18 protein-coding genes are annotated in these 18,404 nt (G+C 73.4%); 11 read left to right on the top strand and 7 right to left on the bottom strand.

Translation table 11 applies throughout. The features are described from left to right. Nucleotides 1-6: 6 nt before the first annotated feature. Complete coding sequence (locus tag RM555_RS27790) at nucleotides 7-378, bottom strand: YciI family protein (RefSeq protein WP_311414487.1); 372 nt, start codon at nucleotides 376-378, stop codon at nucleotides 7-9. 41 nt (nucleotides 379-419) lie between these two features. Next, nucleotides 420-1,055, bottom strand: a complete 636-nt coding sequence (locus tag RM555_RS27785) for a DUF998 domain-containing protein (protein ID WP_311414486.1) — start codon at nucleotides 1,053-1,055, stop codon at nucleotides 420-422. A gap of 150 nt (nucleotides 1,056-1,205) precedes the next feature. Here RM555_RS27785 and RM555_RS27780 point away from each other — a divergent pair, with 150 nt between their 5' ends. Continuing rightward, nucleotides 1,206-1,631, top strand: a complete 426-nt coding sequence (locus RM555_RS27780) for a DUF1579 domain-containing protein (protein ID WP_151455613.1) — start codon at nucleotides 1,206-1,208, stop codon at nucleotides 1,629-1,631. Nucleotides 1,632-1,675: 44 nt separating this feature from the next. On the opposite strand, the gene dnaE is transcribed toward RM555_RS27780, so the two are convergent. Then, nucleotides 1,676-5,206 (bottom strand): DNA polymerase III subunit alpha, encoded by a 3,531-nt coding sequence (gene dnaE / locus RM555_RS27775; RefSeq protein WP_311414485.1) that lies wholly within the window; start codon nucleotides 5,204-5,206, stop codon nucleotides 1,676-1,678. A 269-nt stretch (nucleotides 5,207-5,475) separates the two neighbouring features. Between dnaE and RM555_RS27770 the strand changes: the two genes are divergently transcribed. The 3 genes from RM555_RS27770 (at nucleotide 5,476) to RM555_RS27760 (ending at nucleotide 7,616) form a co-directional block, all read left to right on the top strand. After that, entirely contained in the window at nucleotides 5,476-6,039 is a 564-nt protein-coding gene (locus RM555_RS27770) for an RNA polymerase sigma factor (RefSeq protein WP_311414484.1), read from the top strand. After that, nucleotides 6,036-6,668, top strand: coding sequence for a hypothetical protein (locus RM555_RS27765; RefSeq protein ID WP_311414483.1), 633 nt, complete (start codon nucleotides 6,036-6,038; stop codon nucleotides 6,666-6,668). The genes RM555_RS27770 and RM555_RS27765 overlap by 4 nt, the downstream gene beginning before the upstream one ends. A gap of 99 nt (nucleotides 6,669-6,767) precedes the next feature. Beyond that, nucleotides 6,768-7,616, top strand: coding sequence for an NmrA/HSCARG family protein (locus tag RM555_RS27760; RefSeq protein ID WP_311414482.1), 849 nt, complete (start codon nucleotides 6,768-6,770; stop codon nucleotides 7,614-7,616). On the opposite strand, the gene RM555_RS27755 is transcribed toward RM555_RS27760, so the two are convergent. Continuing rightward, nucleotides 7,613-9,133, bottom strand: a complete 1,521-nt coding sequence (locus RM555_RS27755) for a serine/threonine-protein kinase (RefSeq protein ID WP_311414481.1) — start codon at nucleotides 9,131-9,133, stop codon at nucleotides 7,613-7,615. The two genes, RM555_RS27760 and RM555_RS27755, sit on opposite strands and share 4 nt — an antisense overlap. A gap of 207 nt (nucleotides 9,134-9,340) precedes the next feature. Here RM555_RS27755 and RM555_RS27750 point away from each other — a divergent pair, with 207 nt between their 5' ends. The 7 genes from RM555_RS27750 (at nucleotide 9,341) to RM555_RS27720 (ending at nucleotide 15,563) form a co-directional block, all read left to right on the top strand. After that, nucleotides 9,341-9,976 (top strand): hypothetical protein, encoded by a 636-nt coding sequence (locus tag RM555_RS27750; protein ID WP_311414480.1) that lies wholly within the window; start codon nucleotides 9,341-9,343, stop codon nucleotides 9,974-9,976. Nucleotides 9,977-10,108: 132 nt separating this feature from the next. Next, a complete protein-coding gene (locus RM555_RS27745; protein ID WP_089001033.1) occupies nucleotides 10,109-10,450 on the top strand; it encodes a PadR family transcriptional regulator in 342 nt (113 codons plus the stop codon). Continuing rightward, a complete protein-coding gene (locus RM555_RS27740) occupies nucleotides 10,447-11,397 on the top strand; it encodes a permease prefix domain 1-containing protein (protein WP_311414479.1) in 951 nt (316 codons plus the stop codon). Before RM555_RS27745 ends, RM555_RS27740 begins: the two co-directional genes overlap by 4 nt. Nucleotides 11,398-11,524: 127 nt before the next feature. After that, nucleotides 11,525-12,811 carry a sensor histidine kinase gene (locus RM555_RS27735; RefSeq protein WP_311414478.1) on the top strand — a complete coding sequence of 429 codons (1,287 nt, stop codon included), beginning with the start codon at nucleotides 11,525-11,527 and terminating at the stop codon, nucleotides 12,809-12,811. A gap of 14 nt (nucleotides 12,812-12,825) precedes the next feature. Continuing rightward, entirely contained in the window at nucleotides 12,826-13,527 is a 702-nt protein-coding gene (locus RM555_RS27730) for a response regulator transcription factor (protein WP_311414499.1), read from the top strand. 81 nt (nucleotides 13,528-13,608) lie between these two features. Next, nucleotides 13,609-14,502, top strand: a complete 894-nt coding sequence (locus tag RM555_RS27725) for an ABC transporter ATP-binding protein (RefSeq protein ID WP_311414477.1) — start codon at nucleotides 13,609-13,611, stop codon at nucleotides 14,500-14,502. Next, nucleotides 14,499-15,563, top strand: coding sequence for an ABC transporter permease (locus tag RM555_RS27720; protein ID WP_311414476.1), 1,065 nt, complete (start codon nucleotides 14,499-14,501; stop codon nucleotides 15,561-15,563). Before RM555_RS27725 ends, RM555_RS27720 begins: the two co-directional genes overlap by 4 nt. Before the next feature lie 120 nt (nucleotides 15,564-15,683). Here the strand turns inward: RM555_RS27720 and RM555_RS27715 are convergent, their stop codons facing one another. The 3 genes from RM555_RS27715 to pdxT all read right to left on the bottom strand — a co-directional run bounded on the left by RM555_RS27715 (nucleotide 15,684) and on the right by pdxT (nucleotide 18,308). After that, nucleotides 15,684-16,346, bottom strand: coding sequence for a DUF402 domain-containing protein (locus RM555_RS27715; RefSeq protein ID WP_311414475.1), 663 nt, complete (start codon nucleotides 16,344-16,346; stop codon nucleotides 15,684-15,686). Nucleotides 16,347-16,542: 196 nt separating this feature from the next. After that, nucleotides 16,543-17,292 carry a YebC/PmpR family DNA-binding transcriptional regulator gene (locus RM555_RS27710; protein WP_101409175.1) on the bottom strand — a complete coding sequence of 250 codons (750 nt, stop codon included), beginning with the start codon at nucleotides 17,290-17,292 and terminating at the stop codon, nucleotides 16,543-16,545. 407 nt (nucleotides 17,293-17,699) lie between these two features. Continuing rightward, nucleotides 17,700-18,308 carry a pyridoxal 5'-phosphate synthase glutaminase subunit PdxT gene (pdxT, locus tag RM555_RS27705; protein WP_311414474.1) on the bottom strand — a complete coding sequence of 203 codons (609 nt, stop codon included), beginning with the start codon at nucleotides 18,306-18,308 and terminating at the stop codon, nucleotides 17,700-17,702. Nucleotides 18,309-18,404 lie beyond the last annotated feature (96 nt).

Here is an 18,404-nt window from a genome sequence, read left to right as displayed (position 1 = left end):
GATGGGTCATGCCGTGAAGTCCTCGCCCATGATCGGCCGGATCTCGATGGGCTCACCCAGCGCCTCGACGATCCGCGAGGCGATCTCGACGGCCCGTTCCCGACTTGCCACGTCGATGACGGCGAAGCTGGCCAGGACCTCCTTCAGCTCGGCGAACGGCCCGTCGGTGGCGACCACGCCGGCCGGGGTCGGGCGGACGGTGGCGCTGACCACGGGGTGGCCGAGTCCCTCGCTGCCGACGAGCTCGCCGGTCTCGGTCAGCTCGCGCTCGAACCTCTGGTACGCGGCGAACGCGGCCATCGCCTCCTCGGACGCGACGTCGGCGGTCGCGCCGTCCCAGGCGGCGGCCGGCGTGTAACTGAGCAGCAGGTATTTCACGGGTTCTCTTCCTGGTCGGGCCTGGATCGACGGTACGTGGGTCAGGCGGGACGGCGCAGGGACAGGGCGAGGACTGTCGTCCAGGTGAAGGCGACGAGTCCGTTCACGGCGATCTGGATGCTCATCCGGTCCGGCGACATGGGCAGCAGCAGGACGAGCGCGGCGAGGCCGCTCAGCACGGCCGGTAGCACGGCCCGGCGGCGCCCGCACCGCACGGCCAGCACGATGGCGGCGACGGCCAGCGCGGTGAAGGCGACGGTGGCCGAGGCCGAGTGCGCGACGCTGTGCCAGGACATCCGGTCGACCGGACCGTCGGGGGTGCCGGCCGGGAAGCCGTTCTCCGGGTCCATGGTGAACAGGCCGGCGGCGACCAGGCCGGCGCCGAAGGTCCCGACGAGGATCGGCAGCGCGCGCCGGCCGACCCCCTCGGTGAGGGTGCGGCTGATCCCCGCGGCCAGCGCCAGCCCGCCGAGGCCGGCGAGGACGAAGGTCGTGATCTGGATCCAGCCGAGGCTGCCGGTGGCGAGCTGGCTGATCGGGTGCCGGGTGATGTCGAAGCCCTCCCGGGTCAGCATCTGGACGACGGCCGAGGCGAAGAAGACCGGTCCGGCGAGGGCACCGGCCAGCAACAGGCGGGCGGGTGAGCGGCGCGCGGTGGGGGCGGCGAGGGTGGCCACGGGTTCCTCCTTGGTGGGTTCCTGCCGCTACCTCGTGGCCGGCCCGGGGATCTCGACACGGCCGGGCAGTGATCGGGGTCACATCAGGCGCGTGTCGAGACCTGCCGGCCGCCTCCGAGGTACCGGCAACGACCCATCAAGGAGGACGAGATGTCTGAGACCCATCAGCCGAGCGCCGACCTGACGGCCCTGGACCGCCTGGTCGGCACCTGGACGGTCACCGGCGGTGCCGAGGGAACCGTGACGTACGAATGGATGGAGGGCCGGTTCTTCCTGCTCCAGCGCGTCGCGCTCACCCAGTTCGGCCAGCCCGTCACCGGCCTGGAGGTGATCGGCAACCTGCGCCCGTTCGGCGAGCCGGTGAGCGCGGACGTGGTGTCGCGGTTCTACGACTCGACCGGCAACACCCTCGACTACGTCTACGAGCTGACCGGCGACAAGCTGACGATCTGGGGCGGCGCGAAGGGCAGCCCGGCCTACTACCAGGGCACGTTCAGCGCCGACGACACCACGGTCACCGGTGAGTGGGTCTACCCCGGCGGGGGCGGCTACCCCTCGACCATGACCCGGGTCTGACCTCGCCCACCCCGCCGGCCAGCCTGGCCGGCGGGGTGGTGGCGTCAGCTGACGTTGGCGGGGCCGAGGACGCTCTTCAGGTCGCCCATCAGCGCGGTGGTGGCCGCCACCCGGAACGGCCCCAGCCGCAGGGTGGTGGTCCGGCCGCCGTTGAGCAGCTTGACGTGCACCTCGGTGTCGCCCGGATGCAGCACCAGGGTCTCCTTGAGCCGCTCCACCAGCGGCGGGGTGCACCGGTGCACCGGGATGGTCAGGGTGACCGGCTTGCTCCCCGGGGTGCTGCTGACGTCCGGCATGGACATGTCCATCGCCATGATCCGGGGCGTGTCGTCGCGCCGGTCCACCCGCCCCTTGACCACCACGATGGCGTCCTCGGCGATGTACTGCCCGATCACCTCGTACGTGTTGGGGAAGAAGAGGGTCTCCACGCCGCCGGCGAGGTCCTCCAGGGTGGCCGACGCCCACGCCCGGCCCTGCTTGGTGACCCGGCGCTGCACCCCGGAGAGGATGCCGGCGAGGGTCACCACGGCCCCGTCCGGGACGGTGCCCTCCTCGGACAGGGAGGCGATGGTGCAGTCCGCCGCCGCGCCGAGGACGTGCTCCAGGCCGAAGAGCGGGTGGTCGGAGACGTAGAGGCCGAGCATCTCGCGTTCGAAGGCGAGCTTGTCGCGCTTGTCCCACTCCCCGTCGCCGATGACCGGCATCACCGTGGTGCTGTTGGTCTCCGCGTCGCCGAAGCCGGCGCCGAAGAGGTCGTACTGGCCGACGGCCTCCTTGCGCTTGACGTCGGCGTACGCGTCGATCGCCTCCGCGTGCACCGTGAGCAGCGCCTTGCGGGAGTGCCCGAGCGAGTCGAACGCCCCGGCCTTGATCAGCGATTCGATGGTCTTCTTGTTGCAGACCACGGCGTCGACCTTCGACAGGAAGTCGTAGAAGTCGGCGTACTCGCCCTTCTCGTCCCGGCAGCGCATGATCGCGGCGACGACGTTGGCGCCGACGTTGCGCACCGCGCCGAGGCCGAAGCGGATCTCCTTGCCGACCGGGGTGAACGGCCCCGCGGAGGTGTTCACGTCCGGCGGCAGCACCTGGATGCGCATCCGGCGGCACTCCGACAGGTAGAGCGCCATCTTGTCCTTGTCGTCGCCGACGGAGGTGAGCAGCGCCGCCATGTACTCGGCCGGGTAGTGCGCCTTCAGGTACGCCGTCCAGTACGACACCAGCCCGTACGCCGCCGAGTGCGCCTTGTTGAAGGCGTAGCCGGCGAACGGGACCAGCACGTCCCAGACCTTCTGGATCGCCTCGTCCGAGTAGCCCCGCTCCCGGCAGCCGTCCCGGAAGGGGATGAACTCCTTGTCGAGGATCTCCTTCTTCTTCTTGCCCATCGCGCGGCGCAGCAGGTCGGCCTGGCCGAGGGTGTAGCCGGCGAGGATCTGCGCGGCGCGCTGCACCTGCTCCTGGTAGACGATCAGGCCGTAGGTGGGCGCGAGGATCTCGCGCAGCGGTTCCTCCAGCTCCGGGTGGATCGGGGTGATCTCCTGGAGGTTGTTCTTGCGCAGCGCGTAGTTGGTGTGCGAATCGACGCCCATCGGGCCGGGCCGGTAGAGCGCGAGGACGGCGGAGATGTCCTCGAAGTTGTCCGGCTTCATCATCCGCAGCAGGGAGCGCATCGGCCCGCCGTCGAGCTGGAACACGCCCAGGGTGTCGCCCCGGGCCAGCAGCTCGTACGCGGGCCTGTCGTCCAGCGGCAACGCCAGCAGGTCCAGCTCCTTGCCGTGGTTGAGCTGGATGTTCTTCACCGCGTCGTCGATGATCGTCAGGTTGCGCAGGCCGAGGAAGTCCATCTTCAACAGCCCGAGCGACTCGCACGTCGGGTAGTCGAACTGGGTGATGATGACCCCGTCGGAGTCCCGGCGCATCAGCGGGATGTGGTCGATGATCGGCTCGGCGGACATGATGACGCCGGCGGCGTGCACGCCGGTCTGCCGGATCAGCCCCTCGATGCCCCGGGCCGTGTCGATGACCTTCTTGACGTCCGACTCCGCCTCGTACATGCCCCGCAGCTCGCCGGCCTCGGCGTAGCGGGGGTGCTTGGGGTCGAAGATGCCCTCCAGGGGGATGTCCTTGCCCATCACCGCCGGGGGCATCGCCTTGGTGATCCGGTCGCCCACCGCGTACGGGTAGCCGAGCACCCGGGCCGAGTCCTTGATCGCGGCCTTCGCCTTGATCGTGCCGAAGGTGGCGATCTGGGCGACCTTGTCCTCGCCCCACTTGTCGGTGACGTACTTGATCACCTCACCGCGCCGGCGCTCGTCGAAGTCGATGTCGACATCCGGCATGGAGACGCGCTCGGGGTTGAGGAAGCGCTCGAAGATCAGGCCGTGCTGGATCGGGTCGAGGTCGGTGATGCCCAGCGCGTACGCGACCAGCGAGCCGGCGGCCGAGCCACGGCCCGGGCCCACGGCGATGCCCTGGTTCTTGGCCCACTGGATGAAGTCGGCGACCACGAGGAAGTACGACGGGAAGCCCATCTGGATGATGACGCCCAGCTCGTACTCGGCCTGCGTGACGTGCCCGTCGGGGATGCCGCCGGGGTAGCGCCGCTCCAGCCCGGCGAAGGTCTCCTTGCGGAACCAGGACTCCTCGGTCTCCCCCTCCGGGACCGGGAAGCGCGGCATCAGGTTGTGGAACTCGAACATCCCCGCGGGGTCGACCTTCTCGGCCACCAGCAGGGTGTTACGGCAGCCCTCCAGCCAGAAATCGGAGTTGTCGACGGCGCGCATCTCGTCGGCGGACTTGATGTAGTAGCCGCTGCCGTCGAACCGGAACCGGTTCGGGTCGGCGACGTTCGCCGCCGTCTGCACGCAGAGCAGCACGTCGTGCGCCTCGGCCTGCGACTCGTGGGTGTAGTGCGAGTCGTTCGTGACCACCGGCGGGATGTCGAGCTTGCGGGAGATGTCGTGCAGCTCCTGGCGGACCCGGCTCTCGATGCTGATGCCGTGGTCCATGACCTCCAGGAAGTAGTTCTCCTTGCCGAAGATCTCCTGGTACCGCGCGGCGGCCTTGAGCGCCTCGTCGTACTGGCCCAGGCGCAGCCGGGTCTGCACCTCGCCGGAGGGGCAGCCGGTGGTGGCCATCAGCCCGTCGGCGTTGGCGGCGAGCAGCTCCGCGTCCATCCGCGGCCACTTGACGAAGAACCCCTCGGTGTACGACCGGCTGGTGAGCTTGAAGAGGTTGTGCAGGCCGGTCTTGTTCTTCGCCCAGATGGTCATGTGGGTGTAGCCGCCGCTGCCGGAGACGTCGTCGCTCTTCTGCTCCGGCCGGCCCCACTTCACCCGCTGCTTGTGGAACCGCGACTCGGGCGCCACGTACGCCTCGATGCCGAGGATCGGGGTGACGCCGGCGGCCATCGCCTGCTTGTAGAAGTCGTTCGCGCCGTGCATGTTGCCGTGGTCGGTCATCGCCACCGCCGGCATGCCCTGCCGCTTGACCTCGGCGAAGAGGTCCTTCAGCCGGGCCGCCCCGTCGAGCATCGAGTACTCCGTGTGCACGTGCAGATGCGCGAACGAATCGCCCATGCGTGGCGCCCCCCGGGTCGGATCTTGGGATGGTCGAGCTCGGACGGCCTACCCTATCGCCGCCGCCGAAGGCGGCTCCAGACGCCGCGCGGACGGGCCGGGCCGGGGTGGCGCGGGTCTCTTCCGACCGCTCCGCCCCGCGCGGGCCGCCGACGCTCGGCGGGGCCCACGACGGCTTCCGGCAGTCGGTTCCCGGACTCGGGGCGCCCCGATCGGCGGCGGCGGCCGTAGCCTGGGCGGACGGTATCCGGCGAGCATTGGACGACCTGATGCCCCTCCCGGACGGTGTCGAGGAGCTGGTCGAGTCGGCGGCGCGCGGCGATCCCGCGGCGCTCGACGCGCTGCTGGTCGCGGTCCGCCCGGAGGTGCTGCGGCTCTGCGCCCGCCTGCTGCCGAACCGGGAGGACGCCGAGGAGGCGTGCCAGGACGCGCTGCTCGCGCTGGCCCGGGGCGTCGGCCGGTTCGAGGGCCGCTCGTCGTTCCACACCTGGCTGTACCGGCTGACGGCCAACCGGGCCCGCTCGACGTACCGGGTGCTGCGGCGGCGCTGGCTGGTGGAGGCCGGCGGCGTGCCGCTGCCGGAGCCGGTGGACCCGCGCCGCACGAGCGTGGTCGCCGGCACCCGGCTGGACCTGCTCGACGCGCTCGACGCGCTGCGCCCCGAACTCGCCGAGGCGGTGACCCTGCGCGACGTTCTGGGGCTGGGCTACCGGGAGATCGCCGGCCTGCTCGGCGTGCCCGAGGGCACCGTCAAGTCGCGGATCCACGAGGCCCGCCGGCAGCTGCGCCACCGGCTCTCCGGTGAGCGCGCCGCCGGCGAGGGCCGGCGGTGACGGCGACGGGCCGCCGCCGGCGCGCGCCGCGCGGCTCCGGCGGCGCACGGTTCTCCGCGCCGCGGCTCGCCGGGATCGCGGTGGTCGCCGTGACCGTGGCCGTGCCGCTCGCGGGGTGCCGCGGCGGGGACGCTCCCGTCTCGCCGCTGCCCGTGCAGGCGTCGGCCTCCCACTCCCCCGGCCCGGCCTCGCCCGCCCCGTCGGGCCTCCCACCGTCGGCCTCCCCGCCGTCGCCGAGCACGCCAGGTCGTCCGCCGGGCACGTCGGCCGTCGTCCCGCCGTCCCGCCGGCCCCCGCCGGCCGCGCCCCCGACGACCGCCGCCGGGCGTACGCCGACCGCGACGCGCTCGCCGGGCGAGCTGCCCGGCACCTGCTTCGGGGCGGTACGCCACGACCTGGTGCTGGCCGAGACCGAGCTGGCGCTGGTGCGCTCGCTCTGCTTCGCGACCGGCGGGGTGCTGCGGATCATCGGCATCGGGCCGGGTGAGGTCGGCGTGGACCGGGAGGACCTGGTCTCCCGCAGCTACGAGGCGGGGGTGGTCGACATCCGGTTCGTCCGCCCCGGCACGGTGGACGTGCTGATCCCCCAGGGCGGTACGACGCACACGGTCACGGTGGTGGTGCGCTAGCTCCGACGGAGGGCGGTGCGCCGGCGCGGGCGTACGCCCCCGTCGATGGCGGGCCCCTCGCCGTCGGGCTGACCAGCCGTTTCCCTAGGCTGGACCGTCATGACGGAGCGGAAGACGATCCTCGTGACCGGTGCCACCGGCAATCAGGGCGGCGCCACGGCCCGCCGGTTGCTCCAGGACGGCTGGCAGGTGCGGGCACTCGTCCGCGATCGGACCAGGCCGGCCGCGCGCCTCCTCGCGGAGCAGGGCGCCACCCTGGTCGAGGGGGACATGGACGATGCCGGGTCGCTACGCGCGGCGATGCGCGGCGTGCACGGGGTCTTCAGCGTCCAGGCCCTGGCGCACACCCCGGACGGCCTCGCGGCGGAGGTCAGGCAGGGCAGGACGGTCGCCGACGTGGCCGGGGAGACCGGGGTCGCGCACCTGGTCTACAGCTCGGTGGGCGGCGCGGAGCGGCGGACCGGCATCGACCACTTCGAGACCAAGGCCGAGATCGAGCGGCACATCCAGGCGTCGGGCCTGCCCGCGACCATCCTGCGCCCGGCGTTCTTCATGAACAATCTCCTCCACTACGCCGACGCTGAGGGAGAACGGGTCCTGCGCCTCCAGGTCCTTCCCGACCGACCGCTGCAGATGATCGCCTCCGACGACGTCGGCCGCATCGCCGCGTACGCCTTCGCGCACCCCGCGGACCACCTCGGCACGCAGATCGAGATCGCCGGGGACGAGCTGACCTTCACCCGGGTCGCCGAGATCTACGAGGCGCTCACCGGCACCCCCACCCGCCTGGAACCGCAGCCGGTCGAGCACCGCATGTACGCCTGGTTCGCCGAGAGCGGATACCAGGCCGACATCGCCGGCCTGCGGAACCGGTTCCCCTGGCTGCTGACGTTCGAGGAGTTCCTGCGCGACCGCCTCGGCCGGGCGGCGGCGTCCGCTCCGCACTAGCCCACCCGCACCCCGGCCAGCAGCGTGTCGACGAAGTCGGCCCGGCTGCCGGCCGGGGGCGTGATCTGCACGTAGACCAGGCCGGCGCGGCCGGGTGCGAGCCCGGCGGCCTCGACCACCTCGGGCCGCCCCCGGTCACAGATGAACCGGGCCACCACCCAGTCCACGCCCGCCTGCCGGGTGCGGCGTACGGGTGCGGCGACACACGCCGCGTGGGGACGCTCGGCGACGAATCCCGCCGGGCTGGTGCGCGCGGCGATGCTGGCGGACAGCCCGACGAAGGCACCCGGCACGGTGGGGTCGGCCGCCCACCGGTGCGGGTCGGGCGACATCACCAGGGCCGGTTCGAGCCGGCCGTCGGGTCCGTACCGGCCGGCCCAGCCGGTGCCGGTGGCCCGCCACCCGGGCGGCAGCGCGACGGTGACCGGCCCGCTCGTCCAGCTTCCGGCGTCCCGCCGGCCCGTCGGGTCGTCGCCGGCGGTGGCCCCGGCCGCCAGGAGGGTCAGGGCCCCCAGCGCCAGCGCGCCGAGCCGCCGCCGGGCGACCGGCCGCCTCTCCGTGCGCGCCCGCCGGGCCGGATGCCTGACCGTCCCGGCGGCCGGCGCGGGAGCAGCCGGGGCGGGGGCAGCCGGGGCGAAGGCGGCCGGGACGGGGGCAGCCGGAACGGGGACGGCTGGGGCGGAGGCAGCTGGGGCGGAGGCGGCTGGGGCGGAGGCGGCTGGGGCGGGGCGGCGCAGGGCGGCGCGGAAGGCGGTGGCGTCCGGGTACCGGTCGGCGGCGCGGGGCGCGGTGGCCCGCCGCAGGACCGCGGCCACCTCCGGCGGGGCGCCCCCACCTGCCCCGCCCGCCGCCTGGGCGACGGCGACGGTGCCGGGGGCCGCACCGCCGTCGGCGGCCGGGGCGAGGAGGCGGAGGCCGAGCCGGCCCAACGCGTACACGTCGGCGCGGGTGTCGACGATGGCGAACGGGTCGTCCTGCTCCGGGGCCATGTAGCCGGGGGTGCCGGCCCGGGCGGTGAGACCGGAGGCGGCGGCGAGGGCCTTGGCCAGCCCGAGGTCGGCGATGAGCACCCGCTCGCCGTCCGGGCCGGAGCGGAACAGGACGTTGCCCGGGCTCAGGTCGCGGTGCACCACGCCGTGCCGGTGCAGGACGGCGACGCCGGCGGCGATCTCGGCCAGCAACTCCAGGGCGGCGGTCGCCGGCACCGGCCCGGCCGCCAGCCGGTCGCGCAGGCTGCCGCCGTCGGCCCAGGTCAGCACCGAGTACGGCCGGCCGTCGGCCAGCTCGCCGACCGCGTGGACGCGGACCAGCCGCTCGTCGTCGAGCCGGCGCAGCAGGCGGGCCTCGTCCAGGAAGCGCTCCCGTACCCGCAGGTCGTGGTGCCAGTTCTCGGCCAGCACCTTGATCGCCACCCGGGAGTCGAGCACCGGGTCGTGGGCCAGCCACACCGTCGCGAACGACCCCGTGCCCAGCAGCCGCTCGACCCGGTAGGGCCCGATCCGCCCCGGACTGGTCACCGCACCACCCCCGACACCGGCACCGCCGGTCGCCGTTCCGCCTCGACAGTAGACGGCGGAGCGGGCCGGGGGCAGCCCGTGACCGCCACGCGGGGTGGGCGCGCCGGGCGGGCCGGGACGCATCGGTCGGGAAAACGACGAACCGATCCGGCCGGACGGGTGACCAACAGGACAAGGACACCCCGCACTCCGGAGGAGGAGATCCCCGTGCACCGTCTCTCGTACACCGTCGTCACCGCCCTGCTGGCCACGGCCGGGCTTGTGCCGATCACCGCGGCGGCACCGGCTGCCGCCGCGCCCAGGCCGGCCGCCGTCGCCGGGAACCTGTCCGAACGTGCCGACGGCCGCCTCGGCACGGGTACGGACGGCGCCGCCCGCCCGGCCGCCGCCGATCCCGACGAGGTCCGGCTCATCAGCGTCCGGGGCGCGGGGCCGTTCCGGATCGGGGCCGACCTGGCTCGCCTGTCGGCGGCCGGCCTCATCGACTGGGTGGCTCCCGCCTGCGACGGCACGGTCCATGCCGGCGTCACCGGGGCCTGGGCGGGGAAGATCCTGCTGGCCTTCCGCGACGGGCGGCTGGTGGAGGTGGGTACCGCCACCGCGCCGCCGCGCACGCCCGCCGGCGCGGGGGTGGGCATGTCCTTCGCCGCCTTGGAGGAGATCTACGGCCCGCGGGGCTCGATGATCCGCAACGACGCGGGCGACGCCTCGGCCTATCTGGTGCGCGTCGGTTCCCGGGTGGAACTGTTCACCGGCCACCCGATCCGACCGGGGGTCGGCTACCTCCAGGTCGGGCCGGCGTCCGTCGTCGAGCGCGGCTTCCGGGAGGGCCGGTCCTGCTGAGCGACAGGCACCCACGGCGGCGGACCCCTCCGAGGGCCCGCCGCCGTCCGTTTCGCCCGAACACACTGATGTTGACGCGCACCATGATGTAACACTGGACGATAGTGTGTGCCACACAGTATGGTGTGACACATGGTTAGCGATGAGATCCTGCGAACGCACCTCCAGGAGTTGCGCCGGGGCACCGTGGTGGTGGCCAGCCTCGTCGCGCTGCGCCGGCCCGACTACGGTTACGCGTTGCTGCAACGCCTCTCCGACCACGGCTTTCCGGTCGATGCCAACACGCTCTACCCGCTGCTGCGGCGGCTGGAGGAGCAGGGGCTGCTGACCAGCGAGTGGAACACCGAGGAGAGCCGGCCACGCAAGTTCTACCGGACCAGCGAGGAGGGCGAGTCGGTGCTGGGCCGGCTCCTCACCGACCTCGCCACAGTGCAGACCTCCCTGACCGGGCTGATCGAAGGAGCCGACCGATGACCACCCTGACCGACCGATACCTCACCGCGACCCTGCGTTCGGTGCCGGTCGCGCGCCGCGCGGAGATCGACACCGAGCTGCGCGCCTCGATCGCGGACATGGTCGAGGGCCGCACGGCCGGCGGGCAGGACGCCGCCGCCGCCGAGCGGGAGGTGCTCACGGAGCTGGGCGACCCGGACAAGCTCGCCGCCCGCTACGCCGACCGCCGGTTGCAGCTCATCGGCCCGGCCTACTACCTGGCCTGGTCGCGGCTGATGAAGCTGCTGCTCAGCTTCATCCCGGCCCTGGTCGGCGTGCTGGCCGGCCTGCTCAGGGTCGCCGACGGCGGCAACGCGGGCGAGGGGATCGGCGCGGGCATCACCACCGCCTTCCAGGTGGCCGTCCAGATCGCCTTCTGGGTGACAGTGGTCTTCGCGGTGCTGGAGCGCACCAAGACCCCCCTGCACCTGCCCGCGTGGAGCGTCGACCAGCTTCCGGAGGACACGACCGACCGGCAGATCACCCTCACCGACATCGCCGCCTCGGTCACCTTCCTGGCGCTGGTCATCGCCTACCTGCCGATGCAGCACTTCCGCTCGTTCGTGCCCACCGACGACGGCGAGAACCTGCCGGTCCTCGACCCGGCGCTGTGGAGCTTCTGGCTGCCGTTCCTGATCGCGGTGCTGGTGGCCACGATCGGCCTGGAGTTCGCCAAGTACCGGGTCGGGCGCTGGACCTGGTCGCTGGTCGCGGCCAACGCGGTGCTCGGCCTGGCGTTCGCGGCGCCGGTGGTCTGGCTGATGTCGACCGACCGGCTGCTCAACCCCGAGTTCGTGGCCCGTTTCGAGTGGCTCGGCGAGGGCGACAACCTGCACCTGGTGGCGACGGCCGTGATCGCCGGCACGGTGCTGGTGACGCTCTGGGACATCCTCGACAGCGCCGTCAAGACGTGGCGCAACCGCACCTGATCCACCACCGTCACGGCCCGGCGCGCCACGCGTGCCGGGCCGTGACGCGTCCGGCCCCGCGACGGGCCGGGCCGCCCCGGCCGGGTGCCGGACCGGCGGCGCCCGGCGGGATGAGATCCTGACCTGGATGAACAGCGACACCGACGAGGACTGGCGGCGCCCGGGGCCCACCCCGGAGCAGCGCCGGCTGGACGTCTACACCGGGCTGGCCGCGACCGTCCTGGCGCTGTTCAGCCTGACCCTGGCCCGCAGCGCCGGAGCGTTCCTGCTCGGCCCGCCGCCCTCCGGCCCGGAACAGATCTTCTGGACCGTCGCGGTGACCCTGCCGCTGATCTGGCGACGCCGGTTCCCCGCCGCCGTCACGCTGGTGGTCTCGATCGCGTTCATCGCCGCGCAGGCCCGCTCCGCCCCGGAGACGCAGCTCGCCTCGTGGGCGCTGTTCGCCGCCCTCTACACGCTGGGCGCGTGGGGCCGGGAACGGCGGCTGTCCCGGCGGCTGCGGATCGGCGTCATCGCCACCATGTTCCTGTGGCTCGGGGTCTACTACGCGACCACCTACACCACCATCCCCCCGGACGCGTTCGCCCGCGCCGTCGGGCCCGTGCCCCCGTTGCTCGCGGCCATGGTGAACGGGGTGCTGGTCAACGGCCTCTACTTCGGGTTCGCGTACTTCTTCGGGGAGACGGCATGGCTGGCCGCCCGGCGGCAGCACGAGGTGCAGGCCCGGGCCGAGGAGCTGCGCCGCTCGCAGGCCGAGATCCGCGAGCACGCGGTGGTGGGCGAGCGGGTCCGCATCGCCCGGGAGCTGCACGACGTGGTCGCCCACCACGTGTCGGTGATGGGGGTGCAGGCGTCCGCCGCCCGCCGGGTGTTCGACAAGGACCCGGTCAAGGCCCGCGCGGCGCTCAGCGCGATCGAGGAGACGGCCCGCACGGCCGTCGACGAGCTGCGCCGGATGCTCGGCCTGCTCCGCGCCCGCGACGGCGGCCCGGACCGCCCGGACCAGCCGGGACCCGCCGGAGTCGACCAGATCGCGGCCGTGGTCGAGCGCGCCCGCGAGGCCGGACTGCGGGCCACCATAGGCGTGTACGGGGACCCGGCGCCGCTGCCGGAGTCGGTCTCGCAGGCCGCGTACCGGGTGGCCCAGGAGGCCGTGACGAACACGCTCAAGCACGCCGAGGGCGCGACCGCGCTCGACGTGCGCATCCGCTACCTGGCACACGAGGTGGAGGTCGACGTGACCGATGACGGACGGGCGACCCGCCCCGCGAACGCCGACGGGCTCGGCCTGGTCGGGATGCGCGAGCGGGTCGCCACCCACGGCGGCGCGCTGGAGGTCGGCCCACGCGCCGGCGGCGGCTGGCGGGTACGGGCCCGGTTCCCGCTGCCGCTGCCGGTGGGGCGGCCCGCGTGAGCGCCGGACAGGAGGTGCCCGGGACCGACCGTCCGGTCCGGGTGCTGCTCGCCGACGACCAGCACCTGGTCCGTACCGGCTTCCGGGTCATCCTGGAAGTGGAGGACGACATCGAGGTCGTCGGGGAGGCCGCCGACGGGGAGCGCGCCGCCAGCATGGCCCGGGCGCTGCGTCCCGACGTCGTGCTGATGGACGTCGAGATGCCCGGGGTCGACGGGCTGGAGGCCACCCGCCGGATCACCGCCGGGGAGGACGGGCCGGGCGGACCGGCCGTACTGATCCTCACCACGTTCGACCGGGACGACTACCTGTTCGCCGCGCTGCGCGCCGGGGCCAGCGGCTTCCTGCTCAAGAACGGCACCCCGGAGGCCCTGATCGAGGCGATCCGGGTGCTCGCCCGGGGCGACGGTCTGCTCGCCCCGGAAATCACCCGGCGGGTGATCGCCACCTTCGCCCGCCCCGGCGATCCCGGCCCGCCGGGCAGCCCGAGGACGGCTCCCGAGGCGGCGCTGCGGGACCTCACCCCCCGCGAGCGGGAGGTCCTGGTCCTGGTCGCCGGCGGCGCCAGCAACGCCGAGATCGCCGCCGCGCTGCACCTGGGCGAGGCGACGGTGAAGACCCACGTCAGCCGGGTGCTCGCCAAGCTGGGCCTGCGCGACCGGGTGCAGGCGGTGGTCTTCGCGTACGAGCACGGGGTGGTGCGCCCCGGCGGCTGATCCGGCTCCGCCATGAGGGGGACGTCGTGCTCGATCTCGGGGCGGACGGCGGGGCGCGGCCGGCGATCTAGCGTGGACGCCGTGACCAATGTGCTCCGCCTCGACGGCGTCGACCGCAGCTTCGGCGACCGGCGGGTGCTCCAAGACGTGTCCTTCGACGTGGCCGCCGGCCGGATGACCGGCTTCGTGGGCGGCAACGGCGCCGGCAAGACCACCACCATGCGGATCATCCTCGGGGTGCTCGCCCCGGACGACGGCGAGATCACCTGGCAGGGCGCTCCGCTGAGCCGGCAGGCCCGCCAGCGCTTCGGCTACATGCCGGAGGAACGCGGCCTCTACCCGAAGATGAGCGTCCGGGACCAGGTGAGCTACCTGGGTCGGCTGCACGGGATGACCGCCGCCGCGGCGCGACGCAACACGGACGCGCTGCTGGAGCGGGTCGGGCTCGCCGAGCGCGGCGACGACCTGCTGGAGACGCTGTCGCTGGGCAACCAGCAGCGCGCACAGATCGCCGCCGCCCTGGTGCACGACCCCGAGGTGCTGGTGCTCGACGAGCCGTTCTCCGGGCTCGACCCGTTGGCCGTGGACACGGTCGTGGCGGTCCTGCGGGAGCGGGCCGCCGCGGGCGCGCCGGTGCTCTTCTCCAGCCATCAGTTGGACGTCGTCGAGCGGCTCTGCGACGACCTGGTGATCATCGGGGGCGGCGTGGTCCGGGCCGCCGGCAGCCGCGAGGAGCTGCGCGCGACGTACACCGTGCCCCGGTACGAGCTGGTGGTGGAGACCGACGCCGGCTGGCTGCGGGACCAGCCGGGGGTGACCCTCGTCGACCTGGACGGCGCGCGCGCCGTGTTCGACCTCGCGCCCGGCGCGGACGAGCAGCCGGTGCTGCACGCGGCGCTGGCGCGCGGCCCGGTCCGCGCGTTCCGCCCGGTCAGCCCCTCCCTCACCGAGATCTTCCGAGAGGTCGCCCAGTGAACACGATGCAGGCCACCCGGCTGGTCGCCGCCCGGGAGATCCGGGTCAAGCTGCGCGACCGCACCTTCCTGTTCAGCACCCTGTTCTTCCTACTGATCGCCGCCGCCGCGACCATCCTGCCGCCGCTGCTCTCCGGCGGCCCGTCGAGCGTGGCGGTGACCGCGTCGGCGGCCGGCCCGCTGCGCGAGGCGGGGCTGGAGGTCCGTACGGTCCCCGACGACCGCGCCGCCGAGCAGGCCGTACGCGACGGCGACGTCGACGCCGCGGTGGTCTCCGGGCCGGCGGTGCTGGCCATGGACGAGGCCCCCGACGACGTGGTGGCGGCGCTGAGCACGCAGCCCGCGGTCCGGCTGCTGGACCCCGACGCGGTGGACCCGGTGGTGGCCTTCCTCGTGCCCTTCGCCTTCGCGTTCATCTTCTTCGTCACCTCGCAGACCTTCGGCGTGCAGATCGCGCAGAGCATCGTCGAGGAGAAGCAGACGAGGATCGTGGAGATCCTGGTCGCCGCGGTGCCGGTACGGGCGTTGCTGGCCGGCAAGATGATCGCCGGCACGGTGCTGGCGCTCGGGCAGATCGCCCTGGTCGCCCTTGTCGCCCTGGTCGGTGTGCAGTTCGGCGACAGCGGCGGGCTGCTCTCGCTGCTGGCCCCGGCGATCGGCTGGTTCCTGCCGTTCTTCCTGCTCGGCTTCGTGCTGGTCGCGGCCATGTGGGCGGCGGCCGGCGCACTGGTGAACCGGCAGGAGGACATCGCCGGCGTGTCGACGCCGGTGCAGCTCGCGGTCATGCTGCCGTTCTTCGCGGTGATCTTCCTGAACGACAACGCGACGGCCATGCGGGTGCTGTCCTACGTGCCGTTCTCCGCGCCGACGGCCATGCCGTTGCGGCTGTTCACGGGGGACGCGGCCGGCTGGGAGCCGCTGGTGTCCCTGGCCCTGCTGCTGGTCGCGGCCGCCGCGTTCGTGGCCGCCGGGGCCCGGGTGTACGAGGGCTCGTTGCTGCGCACCAACGGCCGCACCTCGGTGCGGGCGGCGTGGCGGTCGCGCGAGAAGACGCTGGGCTGAGCACCGGCGCCGGCGGGCCACCGGCCCGCCGGCGCCATCCGCGGCACGTGCGGCCGGCGGCGGATACGGCCGGCTACGGATACGGCGGCCCTGCGCGACGTCGGACCCGGCTGCCGACGATCAGCGGGGCGGTGGGACCGTGTCCCAGCCGGACGGCAGGGCCGGCACCGGCCAGGCCGGGTCCGGACGCCAGGTCGACCAGGCCTCGTCCCACCAGCGCTCCCCCGCGTCGAGCAGGGCGGCAATCCGGTCGCCCTCGGCCCGGATCGTGTCGGCCAGCCCCGGGTAGCGCCCCTCTTCCAGGCGCTGGGCGAACAGCTCCACGTCCTTCCAGACGTAGTGGTCGGTGCCGGCACCCCACCAGAGGTCCAGCTCGTGGTCGAGGGTGTCCACCCCGATCGGGGTACGCCGCAACGGCTCCTGGAGGTTGAAGTACCACCCGGCGAAGGCGCGCCGCGGGCCGGTCCAGAAGACGTCCACGGAGTGCGCCTCACCCGGGCGGTGCAGCATCAGCTTGCCGTGCCCGCTCCACGCCCGGTGCCCGGCGACCTGCCACGGGTGCCGCCCGCACGGGAACCCGCCGGCCTCGGGGAAGCCGAACTCCGCACCCGGGGGCAGGTAGAGCACGAGCAGGTCGGGCGTGTCCTCGACGCAGATCGTCGGGCAGCCGAACCACACCTCGCCGCGCAGGATCTCGCGCCGGACCACGACGTCGCCCGGCGCGAACCGGCCACCGTCGTCCGCCCGACCATCGTCTCGCTCCGCCCGGCCCGAGTGGTCCACGCCCGCAGCCTAGCCAGCGCGGGGCGGCACACCCCCGACCACGGACCCCGCGAGTCCGGCGAAATCGGCAGTCGGACAGAACGCGCCCGCGCGGCGGCGACACACGGGCCACCGCCTCCCGCCGCCGGCTCCCCGGTAGTGCCGGGAGTCGACGGCGGTCACGGCGGTGCCGGCCCGCGCGCCGGGGACGTCGGGATCAGCCGACGGCCTCCATCACCTCGTCGCTGACGTCGAAGTTCGCGTAGACGTTCTGCACGTCGTCGCAGTCCTCCAGGACGTCGATCAGCTTGAAGATCTTGCGGGCGCCCTCCTCGTCGAGGGGGACGTTGACGCTCGGGATCAGCGACGACTCGGCCGACTCGTACTCGATGCCGGCGTCCTGGAGCGCGGTGCGCACGGCGATCAGGTCGGTCGGCTCGGAGACCACCTCGAACGCCTCGCCCAGGTCGTTGACCTCCTCGGCGCCGGCGTCGAGGACCGCCATCATCACGTCGTCCTCGGTCGTGCCGGCCTTGGGGACGAGCACGACGCCCTTGCGGGAGAACATGTACGACACCGAGCCCGCGTCGGCGAGGGAGCCGCCGTTACGGGTCAGCGCGGTGCGCACCTCGGTGGCCGCGCGGTTGCGGTTGTCGGTGAGGCACTCGATCAGCATCGCCACGCCGTTGGGGCCGTAGCCCTCGTACATGATGGTCTGCCAGTCGGCGCCGCCGGCCTCCAGGCCCGAGCCGCGCTTGACGGCGCGGTCGATGTTGTCGTTGGGGACCGAGTTCTTCTTCGCCTTCTGGATGGCGTCGTAGAGCGTCGGGTTGCCGGCCGGGTCACCGCCGCCGGTACGCGCGGCGACCTCGACGTTCTTGATCAGCTTGGCGAACATCTTGCCGCGCTTGGCGTCGATGACCGCCTTCTTGTGCTTGGTCGTCGCCCACTTTGAGTGGCCGGACATCTGCTACCTCCGTTGCTACCCGCCGTCTGCATCGACCGACCGCGCACGCCCCCGCTCCCGCCGGCGCACGCGGTGGTGCCGGGCAGCCCTGCGGGAAAGCCGTGGACGGGCAGCTGGCCCCGCCGAATCTCGGCAATCCTACCGACGCCCGGCGGGTCGCTGTCACCGCGCCGCGCGCCGCCGCCCCGCCCCGCCCGCCCGCAACGGGACGGACGGGACGAAAGCGCGGCTGCGGTCAGGACCCGAAGCCGTACGAGCCCAGCACCCTGAACCCGGAGGTGGGACCGCGGTTCGCACCGGTCCGCCAAGCCGGGCCGGCAGCTCTGCGGGCCGCCTGCCCGGGCACCTGCGCTCGGTGGCCGGCTGAGGCGACGGGCCCTCCCGGGCGGAGGACCCGTCGCCGCCACTCAGCGGGACGCGCGGACCAGCTCCACGAAGTACGCGTGCACCCGCGCGTCGCCCGTCAGCTCGGGGTGGAACGAGGTGGCCAGCAGGTTGCCCTGCCGCACCGCCACGATCCTGCCGGCTGCGGGGCCCTCGGTGACCGTGCCGAGCACCTCGACGCCGTCGCCGACCCGCTCGACCCACGGCGCCCGGATGAACACCGCGTGGAACGGGCCGCCCTCGACGCCCGTGATCCCCACGGACGCCTCGAACGAGTCGACCTGCCGGCCGAACGCGTTGCGCCGCACGGTCATCTCGATGCCGGCGAAGCCGCGCTGGTCCGGGCGGCCGTCGAGGACCTCGGTGGCCAGCATGATCATGCCGGCGCAGGAGCCGTAGACCGGCATGCCGTCGGCGATGCGCTTGTCGATCGGGTCCCGCAGCTCGAAGATGTCGGCGAGCTTGCTGATCGTGGTCGACTCACCGCCGGGAATGACCAGCCCGTCCACCGCGTCCAGCTCCCGCGCACGGCGTACCGGGCGGGCGTCCGCGCCGGCCTCGGCCAGCGCGGCGACGTGCTCGCGCACGTCGCCCTGGAGGGCGAGCACGCCGATCACGGGTGCGTCGCTCATCTGCCGTTCCTCTCGTGGTGAACGTGACGGCCTGGTCGCTTGGTAAGGAAGGGCACCTTCCTATGCACCAGGCGATAGGAAGGTGCCCTTCCTAAC

This window comes from Micromonospora reichwaldensis (genome assembly GCF_031845925.1).
In the GTDB taxonomy this organism is placed as follows: domain Bacteria; phylum Actinomycetota; class Actinomycetes; order Mycobacteriales; family Micromonosporaceae; genus Micromonospora; species Micromonospora reichwaldensis.
The sequence above is the reverse complement of the archived record's forward strand: the minus strand, read 5'-3'. Positions and strand labels throughout refer to the sequence as shown.